Below are 23,480 nucleotides of genomic sequence, written 5' to 3'. Positions count from 1 at the left end.
CGACAGCACGGTCAGCCGAGGCGCGAGACCTCCGGGAACATCCACGTGCCGTCGAGGACCTCGGGCCGCGGGCGGTAGAGGCGCACGAGGTAGTTCCACCCCTCCGTGATGCCGAGGCAGTTGGGTCGGCCGTCTGCGCACCCGCCGAAGTGCACGGTCACGGAGCCGTCCGGGTCCCGGTCGGCCGTGAGGTTGTTGAGGCTGACGCGGCTTCCGTCGTCGGCGAAGTACCCGTCGCCGTCGTAGACGCTGACCGACCAGAAGCCGTCGACAGGGACGTCACGCACCGTGAGCCGGTACTCCCCCACGGGCAGGTCGGGACTGACGTTGACGTACGTCGCCTCGTCGGACGGGAGCCCACCCCAGCCGGCCGCGGTGCCCAGGAGATGGCGCACCGGGTCGACGTCCTGTCGTGCGCCGAAGGCCCGGTCGAAACCCGGGTAGTCCTTGGCCAGCTCCAGGAGCGCGCCCCGTGTCCGGTCGAGGGATCCGTCGTCGTAGTCCGGCGCCGTGAAGGGGCTCGCTGAGCCGGCCGAGAGGGTGATGGCGTCCTGGACGGCGTTGACGGCCGCGACGTCGTCGGGGTCGGCCGGGTCGACGAGCGTCCTGATCGCGACGCACACGAAGTCGGTGTCGAAGCGGTCTGTCGTGAGCTCGTACGTGCCGGCCTCGTGGAACACGGCGTTCACGTAGTGGTCGCGGTTGACGACCATGGCGGAGAGGTACCGGTCTCCCGTGTCGGGGAGGCTGAGGGCTGCGCCGCTCGTGATGTCGACGATCGCCGCGCTGTAGAGCGTGTCGCGGTTCATCCGGATCACCGGCTGGTGGTCGAGCGGTGTGGGCACCCGGGAGTGGTTGAGCTGGTTGACGCCGCCGGCATCCCGGGCGATCGCGGTGAACATCCGGTCGGTCTCGGCGCGGGCGAACGTGTCTGCGTTGACGTGGATGCCGGTCATGACGGCAGGATCGGCCGACGTGCGCCAGGCGGGCATCACCCACAGACGGTGAACGCCGTCCCGGTCGTCGTCAGCCCGGGAGGAGGAGGCGGTCGACGGCGTCGACGACTGATGCGACGCCCGGGTCCCCGAGGATGACGTCGTAGTGGTTCGCGTCGACCCGGGTCGTCCGCACGCCCTCCGGCAGGTGCAGGGCCGCGAGTCGTGACTCGTCGTAGAGCCCCTGCGGCTCGTCGAGCAGGCCGCGCTCGGCCCACACGAGCTCGGCCCGCACGCCCTGGTCGACCGCGGTCGCGAGGCCGGCGTGGGTCTCGCGGTCGGCCATGACGTCGGCGCCGTCGGCGCGGACGGCCTCGAGCACGCACGTGCTGCGCCACTGACCGTCGGAGGGATCCTGCAGGATGTCGTGCTCGATGTAGGCCCGGGCGGCGTCGCCACCGGGCCCGTGCAGCACTGGTCCGAGGGCCGGGTGCCCCGACCAGAAGCCGAGGTATGCCGCCGGGCCGGCGAAGCGCATCGACAGCCGGTCCATGGCCGGCCCGATCACCGACTGGAGGGCGGCGTCGATGTCGAGGTCGTCGGGCACGGGGAAGGCCATGCCCCCGTCGACGAGCACGGCTGCCGGGAACCGCTCGGGATGCCGGGCCGCGGCGAGGGCCGCGATGAACGCGCCCATGGAGTGGCCGACGAGCACCGGCGCGGAGCCGAACACGGTGGCGATCGAGGTCAGGTCGTCCACGTGTGCACCGAGACCGTAGGGTCCCGGCGCCGAGCGGCTGTCGCCGCGTCCACGCAGGTCGGGCGCCAGGAAGCGCACCCCGCCGGGCCCGTGGCGACGACCCACCTCGTCGGCGACCCGGCGCCACGACAGGCCGTTGGCCGTGATGCCGTGGACGGCGAGCACGACGGGCGCGTCGGGTGCCGGCGTGCCCAGGCTCAGGTCGTGGATGGCGAGGCTTCCCTCGGGCAGCTCGATGACGAACGCGGACGGTGTGGTGCTCATCTGGACCCTGACCTCCTGATCAGTCTGCCGCCGAGCCCGGTGAGGCCCGACGGAGCGAAGTAGACCACGACGACGAAGAAGACGCCCAGGATGAACAACGGCTGCGACAGGACCTGGCGCACGACGACGGGCAGGTCCTGCATGAACGCGGCGTTGCTGACCTCGACGAGCCGGGCATCGGCATACGTGTAGAGCACGCCGCCGACGAGGGCCCCCCATCGGCTGCCCGCACCTCCGAGCACGACCATGACGAGGAGCGACAGGGTGAACTCCGACGTCGTCAGGTGGGGGTTCGAGCCGCCGAGCACGAGGGCGTGGACGACCCCGCCGAGGGCTCCGAGGGACGACCCGACGACGATGGCGAGCAGCTTGACGCGGTAGGTCCCGAAGCCGAGGACCGCGGCGCGCTGCTCGTTCTCGCGGACGGCCGCCATCGCGTGCCCGGCCCGCGACCGCACGAGGGCCGTGACGACGACCCAGGCCACGACGACGAAGGACAGCGCCAGCCAGTAGCGGTAGGGCGCGTGGGCGACGCCGACGAGCAGGTCCGGCACCGCGTCGCGGTCGAGGGGGCGTCCCTCCTCACCGCCGGTCACGCCTCCCGGGTTGCGCATGACGATGATCGAGGCGGCCTGGGCGAACGCCAGGGTCACCATCGCGAAGGCGATGCCGCCGACGCGCAGCGCGATCGCGCCGACGACGAGTGCGAGCCCCGTGGAGAGGGCCAGAGCGACGAGCACCGCGAGCGGAAGGGGCAGCGCCCACGTCGAGAGGGAGATCGTCAGCAGATAGCTGCCGGCCGCGACGAAGAGGGCGTGCCCGAAGCTGAGCAGGCCGGTCCGCCCGAAGAGCACGTCGTAGCTCAGGGCGATGCCACCGATGACGAGACACGTCGCGAGGAGCTGCATCGAGCCCGGCCCGTTGACCCGGCCCGGGAGGACACCCGGCAGCTCGACCGGAAGGTAGGGCAGGTAGGCGAGCACGGCCAGCACGACGACGGCGAGCAGCGCCCGGACGACCCGGCGCGCGCCGTGGCCCTCCCCCGACGCCACGGGCGTCACCGTCCCGGCCACCACTTCCGGCGTCGTGGATGGCGTGTCCGCGTGCGTCAGGTGGTCCGTGGGCGACGTCATGCCGTCGCTCCCTTCAGCGAGGTCGGTCGGAGCAGGAGCACCAGCGCGAGGAGCAGCACGACCGACAGGTCCCCGACCCCGCTCGCCGCGTAGTAGTTCGCGAGCTGCTGGACGAGCCCGACGACGACGGCGGCGACCGCGGTGCCCGTGAGGGAGCCCATGCCGCCGATGACGACGACGATGAAGGCGAAGATGAGCAGCGAGCCGCCCTGCGCGGGTGACACGGCCCCGGCGTACTGCGAGTAGAGCACCCCGGCGAGACCCGCCGCGGCACCGCCGAGGGCGAAGACGATAGTGAAGGTCCGGTGCACGTTGATGCCGAGGGCCTCGACCATCGTCCGGTTCTCGACGCCCGCGCGGATCACGAGGCCGAGGCGGGTCAGGTGAAGGAGCGCGAGAAGCCCGGCGAAGAGCGCGCCCGCGACGAGCAGGTAGACGAAGCGGTCGTTGGGCAGCCGTGCGCCGAGGACGTCGGTCGTCCCGCTCATCCACCCAGGCGACTCGACCGGACGCGGGTCCGCGCCCCAGATCCCCTGTGCGGCAGCCACGCCCGCGAGGGCAAGGCCCACCGTGACGAGGACCTGCTGGATGTGATGGCGGTAGAGCGGCCGGATGAGGACGACCTCGACCACGAGACCGACCACAGCCCCGACCGTGACGGCCACGAGCACGCCGACCACGAGGCGGCCGGCCACCGGCCAACCGACGGGCAGGGCACCCATCGTCAGCCACGCGGCATACGCCCCGGCCGTCATGAAGACGCCGTGGGCGAAGTTGAGCACGCCCATGAGCCCGTAGATCAGGCTGAGCCCGCTCGCCGCGATGAAGTAGAGGGCGCCCAGGCCGAGGCCCGTGACGAGCAGCAGGACGAGGTCGCTCATGCCACGCCCTCCCGACGCATCGAGACCCCGAGCAGCTCGCGGGTCAGGTCCGCGTCCGCGACGAGGTCGGCGGCGGCACCGCGGTGCACGACGGCTCCGGCGTCCAGCACGACGACCCGGTCCGCGATGCGACGCACGAGCGGGAGGTTCTGCTCGACGAGGAGGATGGGGGTCGTGCGGGCCACCTCGGCGAGCACGTCGGCGACCTCGGTCACGAGCTTCGGGGCGAGGCCCTTGGTGGGCTCGTCGATGAGCAGGAGGACGTTCTGCCGAAGCAGGACCCGGGCCAGCGAGACCATCTGCTGCTGTCCCCCCGAGAGGGTGCCGGCCCGCTGGCCGCGCCGGGCCACGAGGTCCGGGAAGAGCCTGGCCACCACGGGTGCGTCGACCCCACGGTCCGGGTCGACGAGGCGCAGGTTCTCCTCGACGGTGAGACCCCCGAAGACCTCTCGGTCCTCGGGGACGTAGCCGATGCCTCCACGGACGATGCGTGCGGTCGTCCGGCCCTGGATCTCGTTGCCCTCGAGCAGGATCCGTCCGGTGCGCGGGGCCAGCCCGATGATCGACCTGAGCGTCGTCGTCTTGCCGACGCCGTTGCGCCCGAGCAGCGCCGTCACACCGGTGGCGGGGACGTCGAAGGACACGCCTTGGAGGATGTGGGACCCGCCGTAGCGGACGTGGACGTCCTCGAGGGCCAGGACGGGAGCTGCCTCCGACGACTCGGGTGCGGATGGGTTGCGTTCGGTCACAGGGCTTCTCCCAGGTAGGCCTGCTGGACCCGCTCGTCGGCCGTCACCTCGGTCGGGGCACCGACGGCGAGCAGCTGCCCGTGGTGCAGGACGGCGACCCGGTCGGCGAGGCCCAGCACGACGTGCATGTGGTGCTCGACCATCGCGACGGCGACCCCCGAGTCCCGGACCTCGCCGATGATCTCGCTCAGGCCGTCGACGTCCTCCGCGGACACGCCCGCCATCGGCTCGTCGAGGAGCAGCACGGCGGGCTCGGAGGCGAGGGCCATGGCGAGCTCGAGCTTGCGACGGTCCCCGTGCGAGAGGTCACGAGCGAGCGTCAGCGCGCGACCCGGCATACGCACTCGGGTCAGGAGGGCCCCGATCTCGCCCGACGATGCCGGGCCCGCGCCGCGGAAGGGCGAGAACGCCGCCGGCCCGGCAGCCTGGATGGCGAGACGGACGTTCTCTCCCGCGGTCAGACCGTCGAAGAGCGCCGACGTCTGGAAGGAGCGCGCCAGTCCCAGACGCGCGCGCCGGGTGGCGCTCGCTCCGGTGACGTCCTTGTCCTGCACGGTGATCCGGCCGGAGGACGGCCTGGTCACCCCGCTGAGGATGTTGACGAGCGACGACTTGCCCGCCCCGTTGGGGCCGATGATGCCGAGCAGCTCACCGGCCCCGACGGTCAGGGAGACGTCGTCGAGGATCTGGGCGCCGCCGACCTTCCAGCCGACCGCCTCTGCGCTGATCACGTCGGAAGGTGTCCGATCACTTGAAGGGTGTGACGGGCGGCGCGACGGTCGCTGCGTCGAGCGTGTCGACGAGTTCCGGCACGACGTTGCTACCGTCCTTCTTCAGGTTCGCCGTGAACATCGGCTGCAGGAGGGCGTGGTCCTCGGCCCGGATCTCGAGGGAGCCCTTGGGGCCGTCGAACGTCCACCCCTCCAGCGCGGTGACCATCGTGTCGACGTCACCGCCGCCCGCCTCGAGCGCGTGGACGATCATCTGGCCCGCGACGAAGCCGTCGTTGGTGAAGAGGTCGACGGTGGCGCCCTGCTTCTTCAGCCCGGCGTCGAGCGCCTGGTAGGCGGCGTTGTCCGCGGCACCCTCGAAGAAGTGGGAGAGGAAGTTGATCTTCGTCGCGACCTCGCCGAAGAGGGCGTGCGTCGCCTTGATGTCCAGGCCGGTGACGACTTTCGTGGAGTCGAAGACGCCCTGCTGGCCGAGGGTGGTCCACATCGCCGTCGCGTTGGCACCGGCCCAGGCGACGAAGAGCAGGTCAGGGGCTGCGCCCTTGACCTTGGTCGCGAAGGGAGTCAGGTCGGTCGCGGCCGAGGGCACCTCGACGGCGCTCACCGTTGCTCCCTTGGCTCCGAGGATGGCCGTCACGGCGGCGACGTTGGCCTTGCCGAAGGCGCTGTCCTGCGCGAGCACCGTGACCTTCTTGCCCCTGACGTCACCGAGGATGCTGCCCGCGGTCGCGACGTCCTGGTAGGTCTGGCGACCCGAGCGGAAGGTGTAGCGGTTGGCACCGGTCACGGCGTCGGCGGCAGCCGGGCCCGAGATGAAGAGCACCTTGTTGTCCTTGGCCAGCGGCGCGACCTGCAGGGCCACGCCGCTCGACGTCGAGCCCGCGATGATCGTGTTGCCCTGCCCGATGAGATCGGTCGCCGAGGCCACGGCCTTGGCCGGGTCGCCCGCGTCGTCCTGCTCGGTGATCTGGATCGTGTGACCGGCGACCGCGCCGGTGCCCTTGGTGGCGAAGTCGATGCCGGCCGTGAGGCCCTGCCGGTACTGTTCGCCGTAGCTGGCCAGCGGCCCCGACTTCGAGTAGACGAGGCCGACCTTGTACGGGGCGCCGGCACCGCCGGAAGCCGCTCCCGTGCCGTTGTCGGCAGCCGGTGCGCCCGGCTGGCCGGGAGAGCCGCAGGCCGCGACCGACAGCGTGATCATGGCGCTCGCGAGCGCGAGACTCCACCGCTTGGACACCGATGTCCTCCACCTCTGGTGGGCGCTCGCGCCTTTGCTGCAACGAGATCCGTTGACGCCCAACCGTTTCGGCGAAAGTAGTTCAGCCCCGAACGGCCCGCGGTGGGACCGGAGACCACAAAGCAGGTGTCGGCATGTGTCTCGCCGCTACTCAGCGAGGGCGGTCGGCGACGACCCAGGAGGCGGCAGCGCTGGCCGCGGCCACGGTGAGGACCGCCGGCCACGCACCGATCTTCTTCGCCAGCACGTGCGAGGCGCCGAAGCCACCGAGGTAGACGGCCGCGAGTCCCGCGGCGCCGGCACCGCCGGCCTTGGCGACCCAGCTGCGTCCGGCATAGAGGCCGGCCGCACCGAGCACGACGCCTCCGAGGGGTCGGATGCCGCTCTCGCGGGCGACGACGTAGCCGCCGATGAGCCCGAGGGCAGCGATGGGGGCGGTCGTCACGTCGGCTGCGTCCCGTGGCTTCATGTCAGAGCCTCGGCTCGAGGTCCGCGACGACCTGGTCGCCGGTCAGGCCGAGCTCCTCGAGGATCTGGCCGCGAGAGGCGTGGTCGAGGAAGCGCTTCGGGATGCCGTAGGTGTGGACGGGCACGTCGACGGTCGCCTCGCGCAGCGCGAGGGTCACGGCCGCGCCGACCCCGCCGCTGACGAGGTTGTCCTCGACGACGGCGACCGCCTTCGCCCGGCGGGCGAGGGCGACGACGTCGTCGCTGACGGGCAGCACCCACCGCGGGTCGACGACGCGGACGGTGCGTCCGTGGGCGGCGATCTTCTCGCCGGCCTCGATGGCGAGCCCGGCGAAGGCACCGACGCCCACGACGAGCAGGTCGACGTCGTCACCGGCGTTCTCGAAGAGCACGTCGACGTCGCCGATCGAGCGGACCGCGGTCAGCGGGTCGGCGACGTCGCCCTTGGGGAACCGGATCACCGTCGGGCCGTCGGAGACGTCGACGGCCTCACGCAGCTGGAGTCGGACCTGCTCGCCGTCGCGGGGCGCGGCGAGGCGCAGCCCGGGCACGATCGAGGTGAGCGTCATGTCCCACATCCCGTTGTGCGATGCGCCGTCGCTACCGGTGACACCGGCCCGGTCGAGGATGAGGGTGATGCCGGCCCGGTGGAGCGCGCAGTCCATGAGGAGCTGGTCGAAGGCCCGGTTGAGGAAGGTCGCGTAGACGGCGACGACCGGGTGCAGGCCGGCATAGGCGAGCCCGGACGCCATCGTGACGGCGTGCTGCTCGGCGATGCCGACGTCGAAGACGCGGTCGGGATAGGCGGCGGCGAAGCCGTCGAGGCCGACCGGGATGAGCATGGCGGCGGTGAGGGCGACGACGTCGGGGCGCTCGGCCCCGATGGCCACCATCTCCTCGTTGAACTCGTCGGTCCAGATGCGGCCGGACACCTCGAACGGGAGGCCTGTCTCGGGGTTGAACTTGCCGACGCCGTGGAACTGGTCGGCCTCGTCATCGATGGCCGGCTGGTAGCCGCGGCCCTTCTGGGTGATGACGTGCACGATGACGGGGCCGCCGAAGTCCTTGGCCTTGGCCAGTGCCCGCTCGAGCGCCTGCTCGTCGTGACCGTCGACGGGACCGATGTACTTCAGGCCGAGGTCCTCGAACATGCCCTGCGGGGCGACGATGTCCTTGATGCCCTTCTTGACGCCGTGGAGCGTCTCGAACATCGCGCCGCCGACGACCGGCGTCTTGGCGAGCGACCGCTTGCCCCAGTCGAGGAACCGCTCGTAGCCACGGGTCGTGCGCAGCGTGGCGAGATGGTCGGCGAGCCCGCCGATCGTCGGGGCGTAGGAGCGCTCGTTGTCGTTGACGACGATGACGAGCGGCAGGGTCTTGTCGACGGCGATGTTGTTGATCGCCTCCCACGCCATGCCGCCGGTCAGTGCGCCGTCACCGATGACCGCGACGGTGTGCCGGTCGCTCTCCCCCGACAGCCGGCGGCCCTTGGCGATGCCATCGGCCCACGAGAGCGCGGTCGAGGCGTGCGAGTTCTCGACGACGTCGTGCTCGGACTCGGCGCGGCTCGGGTAGCCGGAGAGCCCGCCCTGCTTCTTGAGCTTGCTGAAGTCGTGCCGTCCGGTGAGCAGCTTGTGCACGTAGGCCTGGTGGCCCGTGTCGAAGACGAGGGTGTCGCGAGGCGACTCGAAGACCCGGTGCAGCGCGATCGTCAGCTCGACGACGCCGAGGTTCGGGCCGAGGTGTCCACCGGTCTTGGAGACCTCGGTGACGAGAAAGGTGCGGATCTCTTCGGCCAGCGCCGGCAGCTGGGTCGCCGGTAGCGCCTTGAGTGCCGCCGGGCTCGTGATCGTCTCCAGCAGGGGCACGCTGCCTCGTCCTCTCGGTGGTGTCTCGACCCACTCGGGTGGGTCGATCGAGTCTACGGGTCAACGTCCAGCGGCTCCCAACCGTGCGCACGAGGCCCTGTCGGTCTCGTCACACGACCTCCACACGGCAACCCGACGCCCGACGTCCCCGGCTGACGCGCTCAGAGGCGGGGCGCGAAGACCTTGCCCTGGAGCGCCTCGTGGAGCAGCCGCGCCGAGCGCGAGGCCGCCAGCAGCCGGATCCCCTCGGCCTCGATCTGCCCGAGGATCTCGGTCAGGGCGTCGGCCGGCACGTGCGGCCCGATGGCGACGCGTGCCTCACGCCACGCGTCCCGCATCGCCACGACCTGCCCGTCGAGGTGCCGACCGGCCAGCCACGCGAGCGCGATCGGGTGACGCCGCCACCCGGCATACGCGCGATAGTCGGGCGGGCACTGGTCGAGCAGCCACAGCACGGCGCGGTCCTCCCAGCCGGGCGTGTGGGCCGGCGGGACGCCCGGCGGCCACCCCGGTGGGGTGTGTCCGCGAGACGCAGAGGAGGTCGGAGTCGGCATGCTCCCAGTCTGCCTCGCCTACTCTCGGAGCATGACGACGGTCAGCTGGGTCACGGCCTTCCTCGACCTCCCGCCCGACGTCCACGCGGCGGGCACCCACTTCTGGTCGGCAGTGACGGGGTATGCCGTGTCGCCGGCTCGCGGGGACGTCGCGGAGTTCACGACGTTGCTCCCACCGGTCGGTGATCCCTACCTCAAGATCCAGCGGACCGCCGCCGGTGACGGCGAGTCCACCACTCCGGGCGTGCACCTCGACCTGCACGTCAGGTCGGCGGCCGAGTCGACGGCTCGGGCCGAGGGCCTCGGCGCCGAGGTGGCGCACCGGTCGGAGCACGGCCACGTCGTGCTCCGCTCCCCCGGCGGCTTCGTCTTCTGCTTCGTCCACGAGCCGCTCGCCCAACGTCCCTGGCCGACCCGGTGGCCCCAGGAGCACGAGAGTGTCGTCGACCAGGTGTGCCTCGACATCCCGGCCGCCGCCTACGAGGCGGAGTGCACCTTCTGGTCCGAGCTGACCGGCTGGCCGCTGCGCGGGTCGGTGAGCCGCCCGGAGTTCCGGCACCTCGTGCGTCCGGACGGCATCCCGCTGCGGCTGCTCCTCCAGCGGCTCGTCGAGCCCGCGACCGGGCCGGTCACCGGCCATCTGGACCTGGCGTGCGACAACCGGCCGACCGAGGTCTCCCGACACGTGGGCCTCGGCGCGACGGTCGCGGCCGACCACGGGGGCGGGTGGACCACGCTCCGCGACCCGGCCGGCGCCCTCTACTGCATCACCGACCGCGACCCGAGGTCGGGCCTCGGTCGGTGACCGTCCAGGCCACGCCGGCCCGCGCTTCAGGTCACCAGTTGGGCTCGTGTGCCGGCGCCGGCGGCAGCGGACGGTCGGCGGGACGGATGACGTAGACGATGCCCCCGCTGTGCGGCACCCAGACGTTCTCGAACTGCTCTCGGTCGTAGACGACGCGCACCTGGTCGTCGCTCGCGACGAGGTGCGAGGCCGGGTCGTTGCACACGACGTCGCCGGACGGGGTGAAGCCGACGACGACCATGAGGTGGCCGTTCGTGCCGTAGCCCGCGCCCGTGAGCTCGCCCTTCTTGAACGACACCGACACGACGAGGGGGATGCCTGCGGCGATGAACGCCTCGGCCTCGGTGAGGCTGCGCAGTCGCGTCACGAAACCACGGAGGTCGGCGCGCGTGGCGGCATACGCGGTGTTGAAGGGCCAGTTGCCGGCGCCGTCGTAGGTGTAGTCGAAGACGTGGCGTGCGGTGAAGTCGACCTGGGCGTCGACCGGCGGGTCGACCCACGCGGTCTCGGACGCCGTCGGCCCGGCGCCCCAGTAGGCGACGACCATCGATGTCGAGGTGGGTGAGCACCAGGCCTCGCCGCCGTTGTCCCACTGCGGGTAGTGCCCGACGTGGACCTCCTGCGAGTAGGTGGGACGTCGAGGGTCGTGCCGCAGGCGGGTCCGTTCGGGCTGCGCGGCACCTTCTTGGCATCGGGCAGGGCCGAGGCCATCGCCCCGACGACGGACACGGACGGCGTGTCGGAGGTGCCGCGGGGACGCAGGAGCCTCAACTCGAGCTGCCAGTCCGTCAGGGCGTAGCCGGTGCGGGTCGCGAGGGTGTCGGTGAAGACGGTCGCCACGGTGTCGCCCTGGCCGGCGACGGAGGTGCGGTGGATGCCACCTCCGTCCGCGGGGTCCTCGGACGCCCAGCGGCCCAGGACGTAGTCCTTCGTCGTCATGCCGGCGCTGGTGCCCCGGACGCGCACCTCGACCCACGAACCGCCGGGCGTCGCGGCGTTCCACGAGGCGACGAGCTCGGTCAGGCCGAAGCCCGGGGTGACGACGGGCGAGGTCCAGGTCGCGACCTCGTACGTGACGGGAGTGGCCACCGTGTCGTGCGGGTCGGTGTAGTCGACGGTCCGGTCGAACGGTCCGAAGACGAGGTCGGCGCCGGACCACGAGGTGTAGTGGACGTGTCGGTCGGCCCCGCCCTTCTTGCTCTCGGCCGCGCGGGCCCGCGGCGCGTCGGAGACGCCGACGAAGGCGGCGCCTACGGCGGCGCCCGCCGCCGCACCGGCGAGCAGCGAGCGACGGCTGGGCTGGAACGGGGCGGCTGAGACGGTGGAGCGACTGGGCATGGGCACACCTTCCGGAGGGGGATCGCGCGGCCAGTCAACACCCGGTCATTGCTCCCGTGGGGCGTTGGCGTCGCAAATTCTCGCGATGAGGACGCGATGCGGAGGAAAGTGACGCGTCAGCGCCAGTTCGGCTCGGAGGGCGAGGACGGCAGCGCGACGTCGCGCGGGTGCATGACGTAGGCCAGCCCTCCGTTGGCGCCGAGCCAGACCCGTTCGAACTGGTCTCGGCGGTAGACGCTGCGCACCTGCTCGTTGCTCGCGATGCGTTGGGAGTTGGGGTCGTTGGACACGACGTCACCCTCGTCCGTGAAGCCGACGACCGTCAGCAGGTGACCGTTGGTCTCGTAGCCGGCCCCGTCGAGCTCGTCCTCGCGGAAGCCCACCGACACGACGAGCGGGATGCCCGCCGCGACGAACGCCTCGACCTCGGTGAGGTCGCGCAGGCGGGTCACGTAGGCACGCAGCCCTCGCGCGCCGGCATACGCGGTGTTGAAGGCCCAGTTGCCCGCCCCGCCGTAGGCCAGGTCGAAGACGCGGCGCACGCCGTGCACGACCTCCGGGTCGGTGTCGTGCCCGACCCACGAGGCCTCGTCCCGTGAGGGCGCTCTCCCCCAGTGCTCGAGGAGCATCGTCGTCGACGTCGGTGAGCACCACGACTGCCCGCCGTTGTCCCACTGGGGGAACGACCCGACGTGCAGCCGCTGCGAGTGCGGCGGGACCGCGACCTCGTGACCCCGCCCCACACCCGGTCGGCTCGTCGACTCGTCAGGCGTGAGGGTGAAGCGTGAGGCGGCGCCGGCGACGAGCGTCACCGTGGGCCAGGCGATCCCGTCATCCGGGAGTGCGAGGGCCGTGACGCGCAGCTGCCACCGGTCGACGCCTCGTCCCGGCGAGGACAGCCAGGTGTCCGTCGAGACGCTCCCCGGCTCGAAGGTCTGCCCGGGCACCGTGGTCCGGGTGATCGGCGACTCCCCCGCCGGGTCGTCCTCGGCCCACCGCGCGAAGGTGAACCACGGCGTCCAGCCGGCGTCGTCGGCCACCCGCCCCTCGACCCGCAGCCACGTGCCGGCCGGCGTCCGGGCGTTCCACGACGGGATGAGCTCCGTTGCGGCGAAAGGGGACTCGACGACCGGTGACTCCCAGGTCCGCGCGCGGTAGGTCACCGCCTCGGCTCCGTCGACGTGGACGTCGGCATAGTCGACGTCGGGTGCCGGGGACCAGTCGAAACCGGTCTCCCACACGGTCAGGATGGCGTGTCGCTCGGTCACGCGACGAGCATGCCATCCGAGTGCGTATGCCGTCCGGCCGGGTCCCCGAGCGACCGCACACGGCGACGGGCCCGCATGCCGTGGCGTACGGCATACGGGCCCGTCGGGCTGGGCTGGCCTGCGGGTCAGCTGTTGACGAGCGACCGCAGGACGTACTGGAGGATGCCGCCGTTGCGGTAGTAGTCGGCCTCACCGGGGGTGTCGATGCGTACGACGGCGTCGAACTCGACCGTCTCACCCGACTCCTTGGTGGCGACGACCTTGACGGTCTTGGGCGTCGTGCCCTCGTTGAGGGCCGTGATGCCGGTGACCGAGAAGGTCTCGGTGCCGTCGAGGCCGAGCGAGTCGGCGTTCTGGCCGGCCGGGTACTGCAGCGGGATGACGCCCATGCCGATGAGGTTGGAGCGGTGGATGCGCTCGTAGCTCTCGGCGATGACGGCCTTGACGCCGAGCAGGCTCGTGCCCTTGGCGGCCCAGTCGCGCGAGGAGCCGGAGCCGTACTCCTTGCCCGACAGGATGACGAGCGGCGTGCCGGCAGCGGCGTAGCTCTGGGCGGCGTCGTAGATCGTCGACTGCTCGCCGCCGTTGGTGAAGTCGCGCGTGAAGCCGCCCTCGACGCCGTCGAGGAGGAGGTTCTTCAAGCGGATGTTGGCGAACGTGCCTCGGATCATGACCTCGTGGTTGCCGCGGCGCGAGCCGTAGGAGTTGAAGTCCCTGCGCTCGATGCCGTGGTCAGCGAGGTACTTCCCGGCGGGGCTGTCGTTCTTGATGGCGCCGGCCGGGCTGATGTGGTCGGTCGTGACCGAGTCGCCGAGCTTGGCGAGCACTCGGGCGCCCTCGATGTCGGCGACCGGGGTCGTGTCCATCGACATGCCGTCGAAGTACGGGGGCTTGCGGACGTAGGTCGACTCGCCGTCCCAGGCGAACGTGTCACCCTCCGGGGTCGGCAGCGACTTCCAGCGCTCGTCGCCCGCGAAGACGTCGGCGTAGTCCTCGGTGAACATCTCCTGGCTGATCGAGCTCGCGATGGTGCGCTCGACGTCGGCGGGTGCCGGCCAGATCTCCTCGAGGAAGACGTCCTTGCCGTCCGTGTCCTGGCCGAGCGGCTGCGACGCGAAGTCGAAGTCCATCGTGCCGGCGAGGGCGTACGCGATGACGAGCGGCGGGCTCGCGAGGTAGTTCATCTTCACGTCGGGGTTGATGCGCCCCTCGAAGTTGCGGTTGCCCGAGAGGACCGACGTGACGGCGAGGTCGTTGTCGTTGATCGCCTTGGAGATCTCCTCGTTGAGCGGACCCGAGTTGCCGATGCACGTCGTGCAGCCGTAGCCGACGAGGTGGAAGCCGAGCTTCTCGAGGTAGGGCCACATGCCCGCCTTGTCGTAGTAGCCCGTGACGACCTTGGAGCCTGGCGCCATCGACGTCTTGACCCAGGGGGCGACCGAGAGGCCCTTCTCGACGGCGTTCTTGGCGAGCATCGCGGCTGCCATCATCACCGACGGGTTGGACGTGTTGGTGCAGCTCGTGATCGAGGCGATCGAGACGATGCCGTGGTCGATCTCGAACTCGCGGCCCTCGGCGTCGGTGACCGACACCTTCTTCGACGGGCGGCCGGTGACGCCACCGGAGTCGGCCGGACGGTCGCCACCGTTCGTGCCCTCGACGGTCCCCTGCGGGGTGGGGTCGCTGGCCGGGAAGGACGAGGCGGCACCCGCGTCACCCTCCTCGTGGGCGACGTACGTCGGGAGCACCTTGCGGAAGGCGTCCTTGGCGTCGGTGAGGGCGATGCGGTCCTGCGGACGCTTCGGGCCGGCGATCGACGGGACGACGGTCGAGAGGTCGAGCTCGAGGTACTCGCTGTAGCGGGCCTCCGGCTGGTCGGGGCCGGCCTTGAGCCACATGCCCTGCTCCTTGGCGTACGCCTCGACGAGGGCGACGCTCTCGTCGGAGCGACCGGTGAGGCGCAGGTAGTCGAGGGTGACCTCGTCGATCGGGAAGATCGCGCACGTCGAGCCGAACTCGGGGCTCATGTTGCCGATGGTGGCGCGGTTGGCGAGCGGCACCTGCGAGACGCCCTCGCCGTAGAACTCGACGAACTTGCCGACGACACCGTGCTTGCGCAGCATCTCGGTGATCGTGAGGACGACGTCGGTAGCCGTGGCGGCGACGGGGATCGAGCCGCTCAGCTTGAAGCCGACGACGCGCGGGATGAGCATCGAGACGGGCTGGCCGAGCATGGCCGCCTCGGCCTCGATGCCGCCGACGCCCCAGCCGAGCACGCCGAGGCCGTTGACCATCGTCGTGTGCGAGTCGGTGCCGACGCAGGTGTCGGGATAGGCGACGCGCTCGCCGTCGATCTCGCGGACCATGACGGTGCGGGCGAGGTGCTCGATGTTGACCTGGTGGACGATGCCGGTGCCCGGCGGGACGACCTTGAAGTCGTCGAACGCGGTCTGGCCCCAGCGCAGGAACTGGTAGCGCTCGCGGTTGCGCTGGTACTCGATCTCGACGTTGCGCTCGAAGGCGTCGGCGCGGCCGAAGACGTCGATGATGACGGAGTGGTCGATGACGAGCTCGGCCGGGGCGAGCGGGTTGATCTTGGCCGGGTCGCCGCCGAGGTCGGCGACGGCCTCTCGCATCGTGGCGAGGTCGACGACACAGGGCACACCGGTGAAGTCCTGCATGATCACGCGCGCCGGCGTGAACTGGATCTCGGTGTCGGGCTCGGCGTTCTCGTCCCACGAGCCGACCGCGTTGATGTGGTCGGCGGTGATGTTCGCGCCGTCCTCGGTGCGCAGGAGGTTCTCGAGGAGGACCTTGAGGCTGTACGGCAGGGTCTCCTGCCCTTTCACCCCTGCGAGGCGGTAGATCTCGTAGGACTGACCATCGACCTCGAGGGTCCCCTTGGCCTTGAAGCTGTCAACACTGCCCACGACGGGCTCCTTCCAGCAACTCTGATGTCACGGTGCTCGATTTATCTTGACGTCAAGATATATCTAACCACACGCGTTCGTCCTTGTCAGTCCACCCCTACCCGCCCATCCTTCCCTCCGCTCGCGCCGTTGTCGCCCCCTGTGCCGGCCCCTCCCGCACCGGTCGGACCGCTCCCCGTGATGGGTCGACGCGCCGACCACAGCAGTCCCTCGACCGGGACACCCGCTTCGAGGCGGAGGTGGACAGGGGTCACCTCGACGTCCACCAGACCGGCGACGGCACTGACCGACCGCAGGTACTCCTCGCCGTGGGCGTAGCGCCCCGACGACGTGAGCCGCCAGTCCCCCACCCCGTCGACCAGCCGCTCGACGGTCGCCACGAGGACGCCGCCGGGCCGCAACGCGCAGGCTGCCGCCGTGGTCGTCGGGCCGAGGTCCCCGAGATAGCAGAGCGTGTCCGCGCCGACGACGAGGTCGTATGCCGTGGGCTCGGCCCGGAGGAACGCGCCCAGCTCGGCGCGCTGCAGGACGTCGTAGCAGCCGCGCACCTGCGCCAGCCGGAGCATGTTGACCGAGAGGTCGCAGCCGGCCAGGGTGCGCGCCCACGGTCGGACGAGGGCCCCGACGAGGCCCGTGCCGCAGCCGAGGTCGGCCACGTCGAGCTCACCCGCCGGCCGGCCCAGGACCGCGGCGACCCGGTCCGCGACGAGCTCCGGCGCGCGGTAGCCGAGACCGGCGAGGTGCGGGTCGAAGGCCTCGGCGGTGGCGTCGAAGAGCGTCTCGACGTAGTCGTCGGGCGCCCGGTCGGGCGGGGGCAGCCCGCCGAGTGCTGCGAGGCGGTGTCGGGCGCCAGGATGGTCGGGGTCGATGCGGACCCACCGACGCACGAGCTCGAGGGCGTGGGCCTCCGCGCCGTCGGCGGTCAGTGCCAGCACGGCCGCTGTCACGGCAGCCCGCCCGGGCGGACTCCGTGGCTCGAGCTCGAGGGCCCTGAGCCCCGCCTCCCCGGCACGGGCCGGGTCCCGGGCCAGCCGAAGCGCGGTGGCGAGGTTGGCCCACGTCGGGGCGTCGGTCGGGTGGACCGCGAGGCTGGACTCGTAGGCCGCGATGGCGGCCGCCGGGTCCCCGGCCTCCAGCCGCATGTTGCCGAGGTCGTTGTGCAGGCTCGCGAGCACCACTGGGTCCGTGGCCACCGAGATCGCCTCAGCGACGAGCCGCTCTGCGGCGGCGTCGTCACGACGCAGGTGCGCTGCGACCGCTCGAAGGTGCAACACGCGTACGTCCTCTGGTGTCCGTGTCGCCGCGGCGAGCGCCGCCTCGGCGCCCGGCCCGTCGCCTGCGCGCAAGCGCGTCAGCGCCTGCTCGAGCACCTCGTCCAGCGGGACGTGGTGAGGGTTCGCGCCGTCGGGGCCGGAGGTCAGCCCATCTTGTTGGATCGGATGTCCCACGTGACGCTGGACGTTCGCCCGGTCGCACCCCCGCCGGGTCCGGGCTCCGCGTAGTCGAAGCGGATCCACGCGGGCTGGAGGGCGACCTCCTCGTCGACGTCGCCCTCGTGACCGGAGACCAGGACCTCGGTGACGACGAGGTCCTTCATCGTCACCGTGAGGAAGTCCTTGCGGGCGCCGGGGTGGGCGACGTTGAGGGTCGCGTCCTTGACGTGCTTGCCGGTCGCGGCGAACGACGCGAGGTGGGGCGAGGCGAGGTCGTAGTGGTGCACGATCCGGAACTCGTGGGCCCGCGGGCGTCCGGACGGGCCTCCGCTGCCGGAGCCGTTCGTCTGGGTCGTCACACCCCAGTTCCACGAGACCACGTCGATCGCGCCCTTGTGGTCCTTGCTCTGGCTGCTGCCGTCGATGCCGTCGAACTTCATGAACGCATCCATGTCGCCTCCACCCGATGCCGAGCACGTCCGTCGACGCTAGCACCGCGGGAGTCCTCGCCAGAAGGCCTTCAGGCGAGCCCGTCGCCGGGGCCCTCACCCGCCAGGGCGTCCCGGAAATGGGGATCGAGCTCGGCCTTCGCGCCGGCCTCGGTGTCGAACCAGACGTAGGTGATGACGCACGTGGCCGTGAGGAGAGGGTGCTCGCCCCGGCGCCAGATCTCGTGTCGAAGGGTGAACGACGACGTGCCGATCCGGTCGACGACCACGCGGATGTCGGCATGGTCGAGCGGCTTGAGGCTCGCGGTCCAGTCGATCTCGGCGTGCCGGACGAGGGCGAGCCGGTGCTCGTCGGCGAAGCGGTAGGGCCCGTAGCCGAGGTGGTCGAGGAAGGCCATCTTCGCGTCCTCGCACCACGTCAGGTAGTGGGAGTTGAAGACGACGCCGGCGAGATCGATCTCGGAGAACTTCACGGCCACGGGATAGCTGAACGACATGACCCCATCGTCTCCTGACGTGCGCACCCCTTCGTCGCCAGGTCGGCAGACGGCCAGCTGGGAGACACGAAGTGGACGCTGCGAGCCTTCGCGACCGTCGAGGTCCCACGGCCCCGAGTCCACCTCAGGCAGCGTCGAGCCTGACGTCTGCTGGGTGCGTCACGTAGGAGCGTCCGGTCGGCGAGCTCCACGTGCATGTGCCGTCGGCTTCCGACGTCAGCGTCCAGCCGGCGTGGTGCTTGAAACCGTGGTGGGTCCGGCACAGGCAGACGAGGTTGTCCTCGGTTGTCGGGCCGTCGGGGAAGCGCACGACATGATCGAGGTCGCACCGGCGCGCGGCGACACCGCACCCCGGGAACCGACACGTGCGGTCGCGGTCCCGAACTCGTTGTGCCAGAGCAGCGTTGGGCCGGTAGATCGCGGGGTCGCGGGCGACCGTGACGCCGGTCAACGCGTCGGCTCGGGTCACGCGCAGCGCGACATCGGGGTCGGTCAGCAGCTCGGCCAGTGCCTCCGAGAGCATCCACCCGAACCGAGGATGTCGGACGCCGAGCTCCGGTGGCCGCCAGGGTGGACGTCCGACCAGACCGGTCCCGTTCACATCGGCTGCCGAGGCCGCTTCGGGTCCAGGCCTCGACACCGAGTGGCCGGCTGCCCGCCCGTACGCATCCGCACCCTCGTCGTGTCCGGCGGGCGACCGCGTCAGGAGACCGAAGAGCTCGGACCCGATCGCGTGCTCCGGTGCGAGGCGAGGACCTGTGATGTGTGCGAGGTCGAAGGACCCTGCAGCGACCGGTGCCACTGGGCTCGGGACGTGCCGCGGATCCTCCCGACCGGATGGGGCATCCGCACCCCTGTCGGCAGCCGACACGTCTGCCAGGTCGTCTGCGTGGGTCTCGTGACGGCCTGGGAGCGCTGCGCCCTTCAGTCCCGCGAGCGCGCCCCCGCCCTGGCCATCGGTCGCGCGATCGGTGAAGGTCGGCACGACCAGCTCGACGGTGGTGGACACCTGGGCGCTCCCGAGCAGCAGGTCGAGGAAGGCGTCCGCCCGCGCCTGGTCGATCGACCGCGCCGGGTCGGCACGCACGTACTCGTGGGCCAGCTCATCGACGGCGCCCCAGGCCTGCATCGAGTCCCGCGCCGGCAGCGACGCCTTCCACCACGTCGTGCCCGGGTCGAGTCCCGGCTCCACCTGCACGAAGCGGTCACGCAGACCGCGCTCCGCCCGACGATGAACGGCGTCCGGGTCGACCGCCATGGCGGCACGCTCGCACTGGCGTCGCAGCCGGGCGGGGGTCAGCGACTCCACCCCGGTCTCCATCACGACGGCATCGAAGGCCGGGCGAGCATCAACCGCGACAAGTCCGGCTCGGTCCGCCACGACGCCCGTCTGCCGCTGGGTGAGCCGCCCGCCGAGTGCGGCTGCCAGGGTGCGTGGGAGGTCCTCGACGAGGCAGAGCGCGTCGGCGACCCGCGACTCGGCGCCGCGCGGCGTCGAGCACAGGACGGGCGCGACGCTGGAGGCCACGATCTTCACCGACGAGGGCCGCCACTCCGAGCCGTCACCCCATTCACCGTCCAGATCGGCAAAGTCGAGCTCCTCGCGGCGAACGCAGGCCGCGAGCGCGAGGTCCTGCACGGCGCCGAGGACGTTCATCGCGCGCTGCGCGACAGCAAGGACCGCCTCGGCGCTCGACGTGTCAAGACTGCGCAGGCGCTCTGGCACCACACGTGCCACGACTGCCGCCTGGGCCACCGGTGGCAGCGCGTCGAAGACGTCAGCGGGGATCTGTGTCAAGAACGACAGCACGGAACCGGCAGCGGCCTCGCTGCTCTCGCCGACGCTCCCCATCTCCATGTTCGAACACTAGTACGACCCACCGACAATGCTCGTCGATTCGGTTCAGTCGACGAAGCACGCTCTCCCGCCGCTGGCTCAGGCGCTCGTCGTCCCGTCTCGCGGCTCGAGCACGGCGATGCACTCGACGTGGTGGGTCATCGGGAAGGCGTCCCATGCCTCGAGCGAGACGAGGCCGTAGCCGTGGGTCCCGGCGGCCTTGACGTCGCGGGCCAGGGCGGCGGGGTCGCACGCGACGTAGACGACGCGTCGGGGCCCCATCCCGGCCACCAGGGCCATGACGTCCTTGCCGGCACCCGTCCGGGGCGGGTCGAGCACCACCAGGTCCGCCATGACGCCCTGCCCGACGAGCGACCGCAGCTCACGGTCGACACGGTTGGCGCGCCACTCGACGTTCTCGAGGTGCTCGGTGTTGGACTCGCCGTTCTCGACCGCTCGGCGATCACCCTCGACGCCGAGGACGAAACCGTCCGGCGCGACGAGCTCGCCGAGCCGCATCGTGAAGAGACCCGAGCCCGCGAAGAGGTCGAGGACGCGGTCTCCCGGCTCCGCCCCGAGCAGCGTCGACACGCGTGACAGGAACGTCGTGGCCGCGCCCGGGTGCACCTGCCAGAAGCCCCGGGCCGAGACGACGTACTCGCCCTCCCAGTCCCCGTCGCGGGCCAGCTCACCGACGAGGCCGCCGCCGCCACCACTCCCACCCTCAGGCGGAGGCAGGGGCACGAGCACCGGCTCGTCGGGGTGCACGGCATCGACGACGTCGACCGACTCGACGTCCGGCCACTCGGTGTCCAGCACGCCGGAGTCGATGACCGCCCGCGTGGCGATGAGGCAGTCCTCGACGGGAACGATGTCGCTCGACCGGTGTCCGCGCAGACCCGCTCGGCCGGCACCGTCCACGGCGAACTCGACCCGGGTGCGCCAGCGCAGCCCTTCCTCGTCGCCCGGCACCGGCTGGACGACGACATCGACGTCGAGGCCGCCAACCCGCGCGAACTGCTCCCGCACGACGGCACCCTTGAGCGCCCGCTGGGTGTCGAGGGACGCGTGCTGGAAGTCGCAGCCACCACAGAGGCCCGGGGCGGCATACGGGCACGGAGCGGTCACCCGACCAGGCGCCGCCTCGAGCACCTCGACGGCGTCGGCGCGCACGAAGCTGTCACCGACGCGGCCCTCGGTGACGCGTGCGACGACGCGCTCACCGGGCAGCGTGTGGCGCACGAAGACGACCTGACCCTCGTGACGGGCCACGCAGTGGCCGCCGTGGGCGACGGGTCCGACCTCGAGGGTCCACTCCCTCCCGACGAGAGACTCGCCGCCGGCGGCCCGCTCGCGGTTCTGGCGACCGCTCACAGCGCTCCACCGCGCACGGAGCCGCTGATCGGGGGCTCGTCGATCCAGTCGCGCTCGGCGCCCTCGGAGGACTGCAGCTGCCACGGGACGCTGACGACCATGACCCCGGGTGTGAAGAGCAGCCGGGCCTTGAGGCGCAACGCGCTCTGGTTGTGCAGCACCTGCTCCCACCACTTCCCGAGGACGTACTCCGGCAGGTAGACCGTGACGATGTCGCGCGGGTTGCCGCTGCGGATCGACCGCACGTAGTCGAGGATCGGCTTGGTGATCTGGCGGTACGGCGAGGACAGCACCTTGAGCGGCACCGGGATCTCGCGCTTGTCCCACTCGTCGAGCAGCGCCTGCGTCTCGTCGGGGTCGACGTCGACCGTCACGGCCTCGAGGTAGGACGGCCGGCTCGCCCGGGCGTAGGCCAGCGCGCGCATCGTCGGCTTGTGCACCTTGGAGATGCAGACGATGGCGTGCACGTGGCTCGGTAGCATCGGCCGCTCGACGTCCCAGTCGATGGCCAGCTCGTCGCGCACCCGGTTGTAGTGCTTCTTGATCCCCAGCATGAGGACGAAGAGGACGACCATCGCGAGGATGGCGTACTTCGCCCCGGCCTGGAACTTCGTCAGGAGCACGACGACGAGCACCGTCGCCGACATCGCCGCGCCGACGGCGTTGATGACGCGCGAGCGCTGCATCCGGGCCCGCTCCTTCGGGTTGCGCTCGAGCCTGAGGTGGCGCGTCCAGTGCCGGACCATGCCCACCTGCGAGGTGGTGAACGAGACGAACACCCCGACGATGTAGAGCTGGATGAGAGCCGTGACCTCGGCCTTGAAGACGATGACGAGGACGATGGCCGCGCCGGCGAGGATGAGGATGCCGTTGCTGAAGGCCAGCCGGTCGCCGCGGGTGTGCATCTGCCGGGGCAGATAGCCGTCGCGGGCGAGGATCGAGCCGAGCACCGGGAAGCCGTTGAACGCCGTGTTCGCCGCGAGGACGAGGATCAGGCCGGTCACGATCGAGACGAAGACGACACCGATCGGGAAGTTCGCGAACACCGACTCGGCGAGCTGGCCGATCGCGGTGTGCTGGACGTACGAGTCGCCGACAGGCTGCCCGTCGCGCAGCAGCTGGGCGCCCGGGTTGTCGGCGATCTTGACGCCGGTCCACTGGCTCAGCGCGATGATCGAGCCGAGCATGACGACCGACAGCGTGCCCATGAGCAGCAGGGTGGTCGCTGCGTTGGCGCTCTTGGGCTTCTTGAAGGCGGGCACACCGTTGCTGATCGCCTCGACGCCGGTCAGGGCGGCACACCCGGACGAGAAGGCGCGGAGCAGGAGGAACGCCGCGGCCAGACCGGTGAGACCCTGCCCCTCCTCGGGTTTCAGGGTCAGGCCGGCGCTCTCCGCCGGGGTCAGGGAGCCCGTGAAGTGCTGGATGAAGCCGTAGATGCCCATGCCGATGATGGCGAGCATGAAGGCGTAGACCGGCACGGCGAAGGCCTTGCCCGACTCGCGCACCCCACGCAGGTTCATCGCCGTGAGGAAGGCGATGAGGGCCACTGCGACGATGACCTCGTGCCCGCGCACGAACCCGAGCACCGTCGCGGCGTTCTGCACACCGGACGAGATCGACACGGCGACGGTGAGGACGTAGTCGACGAGGAGGGCGCTGGCGACGGTGAGGCCGGCCCGTGGGCCGAGGTTGACGGTCGCGACCTCGTAGTCGCCGCCACCCGAGGGGTAGGCGTGCACGTTCTGGCGGTACGACGCCACCACGACGACCATGACGAGGACGACCGCGACGGTGACCTGCCAGCTGTGCGTCGCGACGAAGGCGCCGCCCGCCAGACCGAGCATGAGCAGGATCTCGTCGGGCGCGTAGGCCACGGACGAGAGGGCGTCGCTCGCGAAGATGGGCAGCGCGAGGCGCTTGGGCAGCAAGGTCTCCCCGAGCTTGTCGCTGCGCATCGCGCGACCGA

Annotated in this window: 20 protein-coding genes; 1 reads left to right on the top strand and 19 read right to left on the bottom strand. The window is 71.2% G+C overall.

Going from position 1 to position 23,480, the window contains the following annotated elements:
• Positions 1 to 11: 11 nt before the first annotated feature.
• The 10 genes from AB4Z14_RS15570 to AB4Z14_RS15525 all read right to left on the bottom strand — a co-directional run bounded on the left by AB4Z14_RS15570 (position 12) and on the right by AB4Z14_RS15525 (position 9,580).
• Positions 12 to 956, bottom strand: a complete 945-nt coding sequence (locus tag AB4Z14_RS15570) for a DUF1254 domain-containing protein (protein ID WP_442275972.1) — start codon at positions 954 to 956, stop codon at positions 12 to 14.
• 70 nt (positions 957 to 1,026) lie between these two features.
• On the bottom strand, positions 1,027 to 1,959 hold the full coding sequence (locus AB4Z14_RS15565; RefSeq protein WP_442275971.1) for an alpha/beta fold hydrolase: 933 nt from the start codon (positions 1,957 to 1,959) through the stop codon (positions 1,027 to 1,029).
• On the bottom strand, positions 1,956 to 3,092 hold the full coding sequence (locus AB4Z14_RS15560) for a branched-chain amino acid ABC transporter permease (RefSeq protein WP_442275970.1): 1,137 nt from the start codon (positions 3,090 to 3,092) through the stop codon (positions 1,956 to 1,958). Before AB4Z14_RS15560 ends, AB4Z14_RS15565 begins: the two co-directional genes overlap by 4 nt.
• Positions 3,089 to 3,973, bottom strand: coding sequence for a branched-chain amino acid ABC transporter permease (locus AB4Z14_RS15555; protein ID WP_442275969.1), 885 nt, complete (start codon positions 3,971 to 3,973; stop codon positions 3,089 to 3,091). Before AB4Z14_RS15555 ends, AB4Z14_RS15560 begins: the two co-directional genes overlap by 4 nt.
• Positions 3,970 to 4,722, bottom strand: a complete 753-nt coding sequence (locus tag AB4Z14_RS15550) for an ABC transporter ATP-binding protein (RefSeq protein WP_442275968.1) — start codon at positions 4,720 to 4,722, stop codon at positions 3,970 to 3,972. The genes AB4Z14_RS15555 and AB4Z14_RS15550 overlap by 4 nt, the downstream gene beginning before the upstream one ends.
• Positions 4,719 to 5,453, bottom strand: a complete 735-nt coding sequence (locus tag AB4Z14_RS15545) for an ABC transporter ATP-binding protein (RefSeq protein ID WP_442275967.1) — start codon at positions 5,451 to 5,453, stop codon at positions 4,719 to 4,721. The genes AB4Z14_RS15550 and AB4Z14_RS15545 overlap by 4 nt, the downstream gene beginning before the upstream one ends.
• Positions 5,454 to 5,469: 16 nt before the next feature.
• Positions 5,470 to 6,690 (bottom strand): substrate-binding domain-containing protein, encoded by a 1,221-nt coding sequence (locus AB4Z14_RS15540; protein WP_442275966.1) that lies wholly within the window; start codon positions 6,688 to 6,690, stop codon positions 5,470 to 5,472.
• Positions 6,691 to 6,841: 151 nt separating this feature from the next.
• Positions 6,842 to 7,159: a hypothetical protein gene (locus tag AB4Z14_RS15535; protein WP_442275965.1), complete on the bottom strand. Its 318-nt coding sequence runs from the start codon at positions 7,157 to 7,159 to the stop codon at positions 6,842 to 6,844.
• Between the two features lies 1 nt (position 7,160).
• Positions 7,161 to 9,026 (bottom strand): 1-deoxy-D-xylulose-5-phosphate synthase, encoded by a 1,866-nt coding sequence (gene dxs / locus AB4Z14_RS15530; RefSeq protein WP_442275964.1) that lies wholly within the window; start codon positions 9,024 to 9,026, stop codon positions 7,161 to 7,163.
• A gap of 161 nt (positions 9,027 to 9,187) precedes the next feature.
• Positions 9,188 to 9,580, bottom strand: coding sequence for a hypothetical protein (locus AB4Z14_RS15525; RefSeq protein ID WP_156023365.1), 393 nt, complete (start codon positions 9,578 to 9,580; stop codon positions 9,188 to 9,190).
• A gap of 31 nt (positions 9,581 to 9,611) precedes the next feature.
• On the opposite strand from AB4Z14_RS15525, the gene AB4Z14_RS15520 reads away from it, so the two are divergent.
• Complete coding sequence (locus AB4Z14_RS15520) at positions 9,612 to 10,385, top strand: VOC family protein (protein WP_442275963.1); 774 nt, start codon at positions 9,612 to 9,614, stop codon at positions 10,383 to 10,385.
• Positions 10,386 to 10,416: 31 nt separating this feature from the next.
• Here the strand turns inward: AB4Z14_RS15520 and AB4Z14_RS15515 are convergent, their stop codons facing one another.
• The 9 genes from AB4Z14_RS15515 to AB4Z14_RS15475 all read right to left on the bottom strand — a co-directional run bounded on the left by AB4Z14_RS15515 (position 10,417) and on the right by AB4Z14_RS15475 (position 23,469).
• Entirely contained in the window at positions 10,417 to 11,361 is a 945-nt protein-coding gene (locus AB4Z14_RS15515; RefSeq protein ID WP_442276002.1) for a peptidase C39 family protein, read from the bottom strand.
• Between the two features lie 478 nt (positions 11,362 to 11,839).
• Entirely contained in the window at positions 11,840 to 12,991 is a 1,152-nt protein-coding gene (locus AB4Z14_RS15510; protein ID WP_442275962.1) for a C39 family peptidase, read from the bottom strand.
• 125 nt (positions 12,992 to 13,116) lie between these two features.
• Complete coding sequence (acnA, locus tag AB4Z14_RS15505) at positions 13,117 to 15,921, bottom strand: aconitate hydratase AcnA (protein ID WP_442275961.1); 2,805 nt, start codon at positions 15,919 to 15,921, stop codon at positions 13,117 to 13,119.
• A gap of 86 nt (positions 15,922 to 16,007) precedes the next feature.
• Positions 16,008 to 17,195 carry a methyltransferase gene (locus AB4Z14_RS15500; protein WP_442275960.1) on the bottom strand — a complete coding sequence of 396 codons (1,188 nt, stop codon included), beginning with the start codon at positions 17,193 to 17,195 and terminating at the stop codon, positions 16,008 to 16,010.
• A gap of 143 nt (positions 17,196 to 17,338) precedes the next feature.
• Positions 17,339 to 17,806, bottom strand: coding sequence for an Hcp family type VI secretion system effector (locus AB4Z14_RS15495; RefSeq protein WP_442275959.1), 468 nt, complete (start codon positions 17,804 to 17,806; stop codon positions 17,339 to 17,341).
• 68 nt (positions 17,807 to 17,874) lie between these two features.
• Positions 17,875 to 18,300, bottom strand: a complete 426-nt coding sequence (locus AB4Z14_RS15490) for an acyl-CoA thioesterase (protein WP_442275958.1) — start codon at positions 18,298 to 18,300, stop codon at positions 17,875 to 17,877.
• A gap of 124 nt (positions 18,301 to 18,424) precedes the next feature.
• On the bottom strand, positions 18,425 to 20,158 hold the full coding sequence (locus AB4Z14_RS15485; RefSeq protein WP_442275957.1) for a DUF222 domain-containing protein: 1,734 nt from the start codon (positions 20,156 to 20,158) through the stop codon (positions 18,425 to 18,427).
• Positions 20,159 to 20,236: 78 nt separating this feature from the next.
• Positions 20,237 to 21,511, bottom strand: coding sequence for a class I SAM-dependent RNA methyltransferase (locus AB4Z14_RS15480; RefSeq protein WP_442275956.1), 1,275 nt, complete (start codon positions 21,509 to 21,511; stop codon positions 20,237 to 20,239).
• Positions 21,508 to 23,469: an APC family permease gene (locus AB4Z14_RS15475; protein WP_442276001.1), complete on the bottom strand. Its 1,962-nt coding sequence runs from the start codon at positions 23,467 to 23,469 to the stop codon at positions 21,508 to 21,510. Before AB4Z14_RS15475 ends, AB4Z14_RS15480 begins: the two co-directional genes overlap by 4 nt.
• Positions 23,470 to 23,480: the final 11 nt, after the last annotated feature.

Source organism: Terrabacter sp. 2TAF16, from assembly GCF_052115065.1.
Classification (GTDB): Bacteria; Actinomycetota; Actinomycetes; order Actinomycetales; family Dermatophilaceae; genus Terrabacter.
This window is presented reverse-complemented; position numbering and strand designations above follow the sequence as displayed.

Excerpts from the sequence above, each read along its gene's own strand:
- AB4Z14_RS15485 (WP_442275957.1), bottom strand. The coding sequence starts at position 20,158 with ATGGAGATGGGGAGCGTCGGCGAGAGCAGCGAGGCCGCTGCCGGTTCC.
- AB4Z14_RS15565 (WP_442275971.1), bottom strand. The coding sequence starts at position 1,959 with ATGAGCACCACACCGTCCGCGTTCGTCATCGAGCTGCCCGAGGGAAGC.
- AB4Z14_RS15535 (WP_442275965.1), bottom strand. The coding sequence starts at position 7,159 with ATGAAGCCACGGGACGCAGCCGACGTGACGACCGCCCCCATCGCTGCC.
- AB4Z14_RS15520 (WP_442275963.1), top strand. The coding sequence starts at position 9,612 with ATGACGACGGTCAGCTGGGTCACGGCCTTCCTCGACCTCCCGCCCGAC.
- AB4Z14_RS15475 (WP_442276001.1), bottom strand. The coding sequence starts at position 23,469 with ATGCGCAGCGACAAGCTCGGGGAGACCTTGCTGCCCAAGCGCCTCGCG.
- AB4Z14_RS15570 (WP_442275972.1), bottom strand. The coding sequence starts at position 956 with ATGACCGGCATCCACGTCAACGCAGACACGTTCGCCCGCGCCGAGACC.
- AB4Z14_RS15490 (WP_442275958.1), bottom strand. The coding sequence starts at position 18,300 with ATGTCGTTCAGCTATCCCGTGGCCGTGAAGTTCTCCGAGATCGATCTC.
- AB4Z14_RS15560 (WP_442275970.1), bottom strand. The coding sequence starts at position 3,092 with ATGACGTCGCCCACGGACCACCTGACGCACGCGGACACGCCATCCACG.
- AB4Z14_RS15525 (WP_156023365.1), bottom strand. The coding sequence starts at position 9,580 with ATGCCGACTCCGACCTCCTCTGCGTCTCGCGGACACACCCCACCGGGG.
- AB4Z14_RS15495 (WP_442275959.1), bottom strand. The coding sequence starts at position 17,806 with ATGGATGCGTTCATGAAGTTCGACGGCATCGACGGCAGCAGCCAGAGC.
- AB4Z14_RS15555 (WP_442275969.1), bottom strand. The coding sequence starts at position 3,973 with ATGAGCGACCTCGTCCTGCTGCTCGTCACGGGCCTCGGCCTGGGCGCC.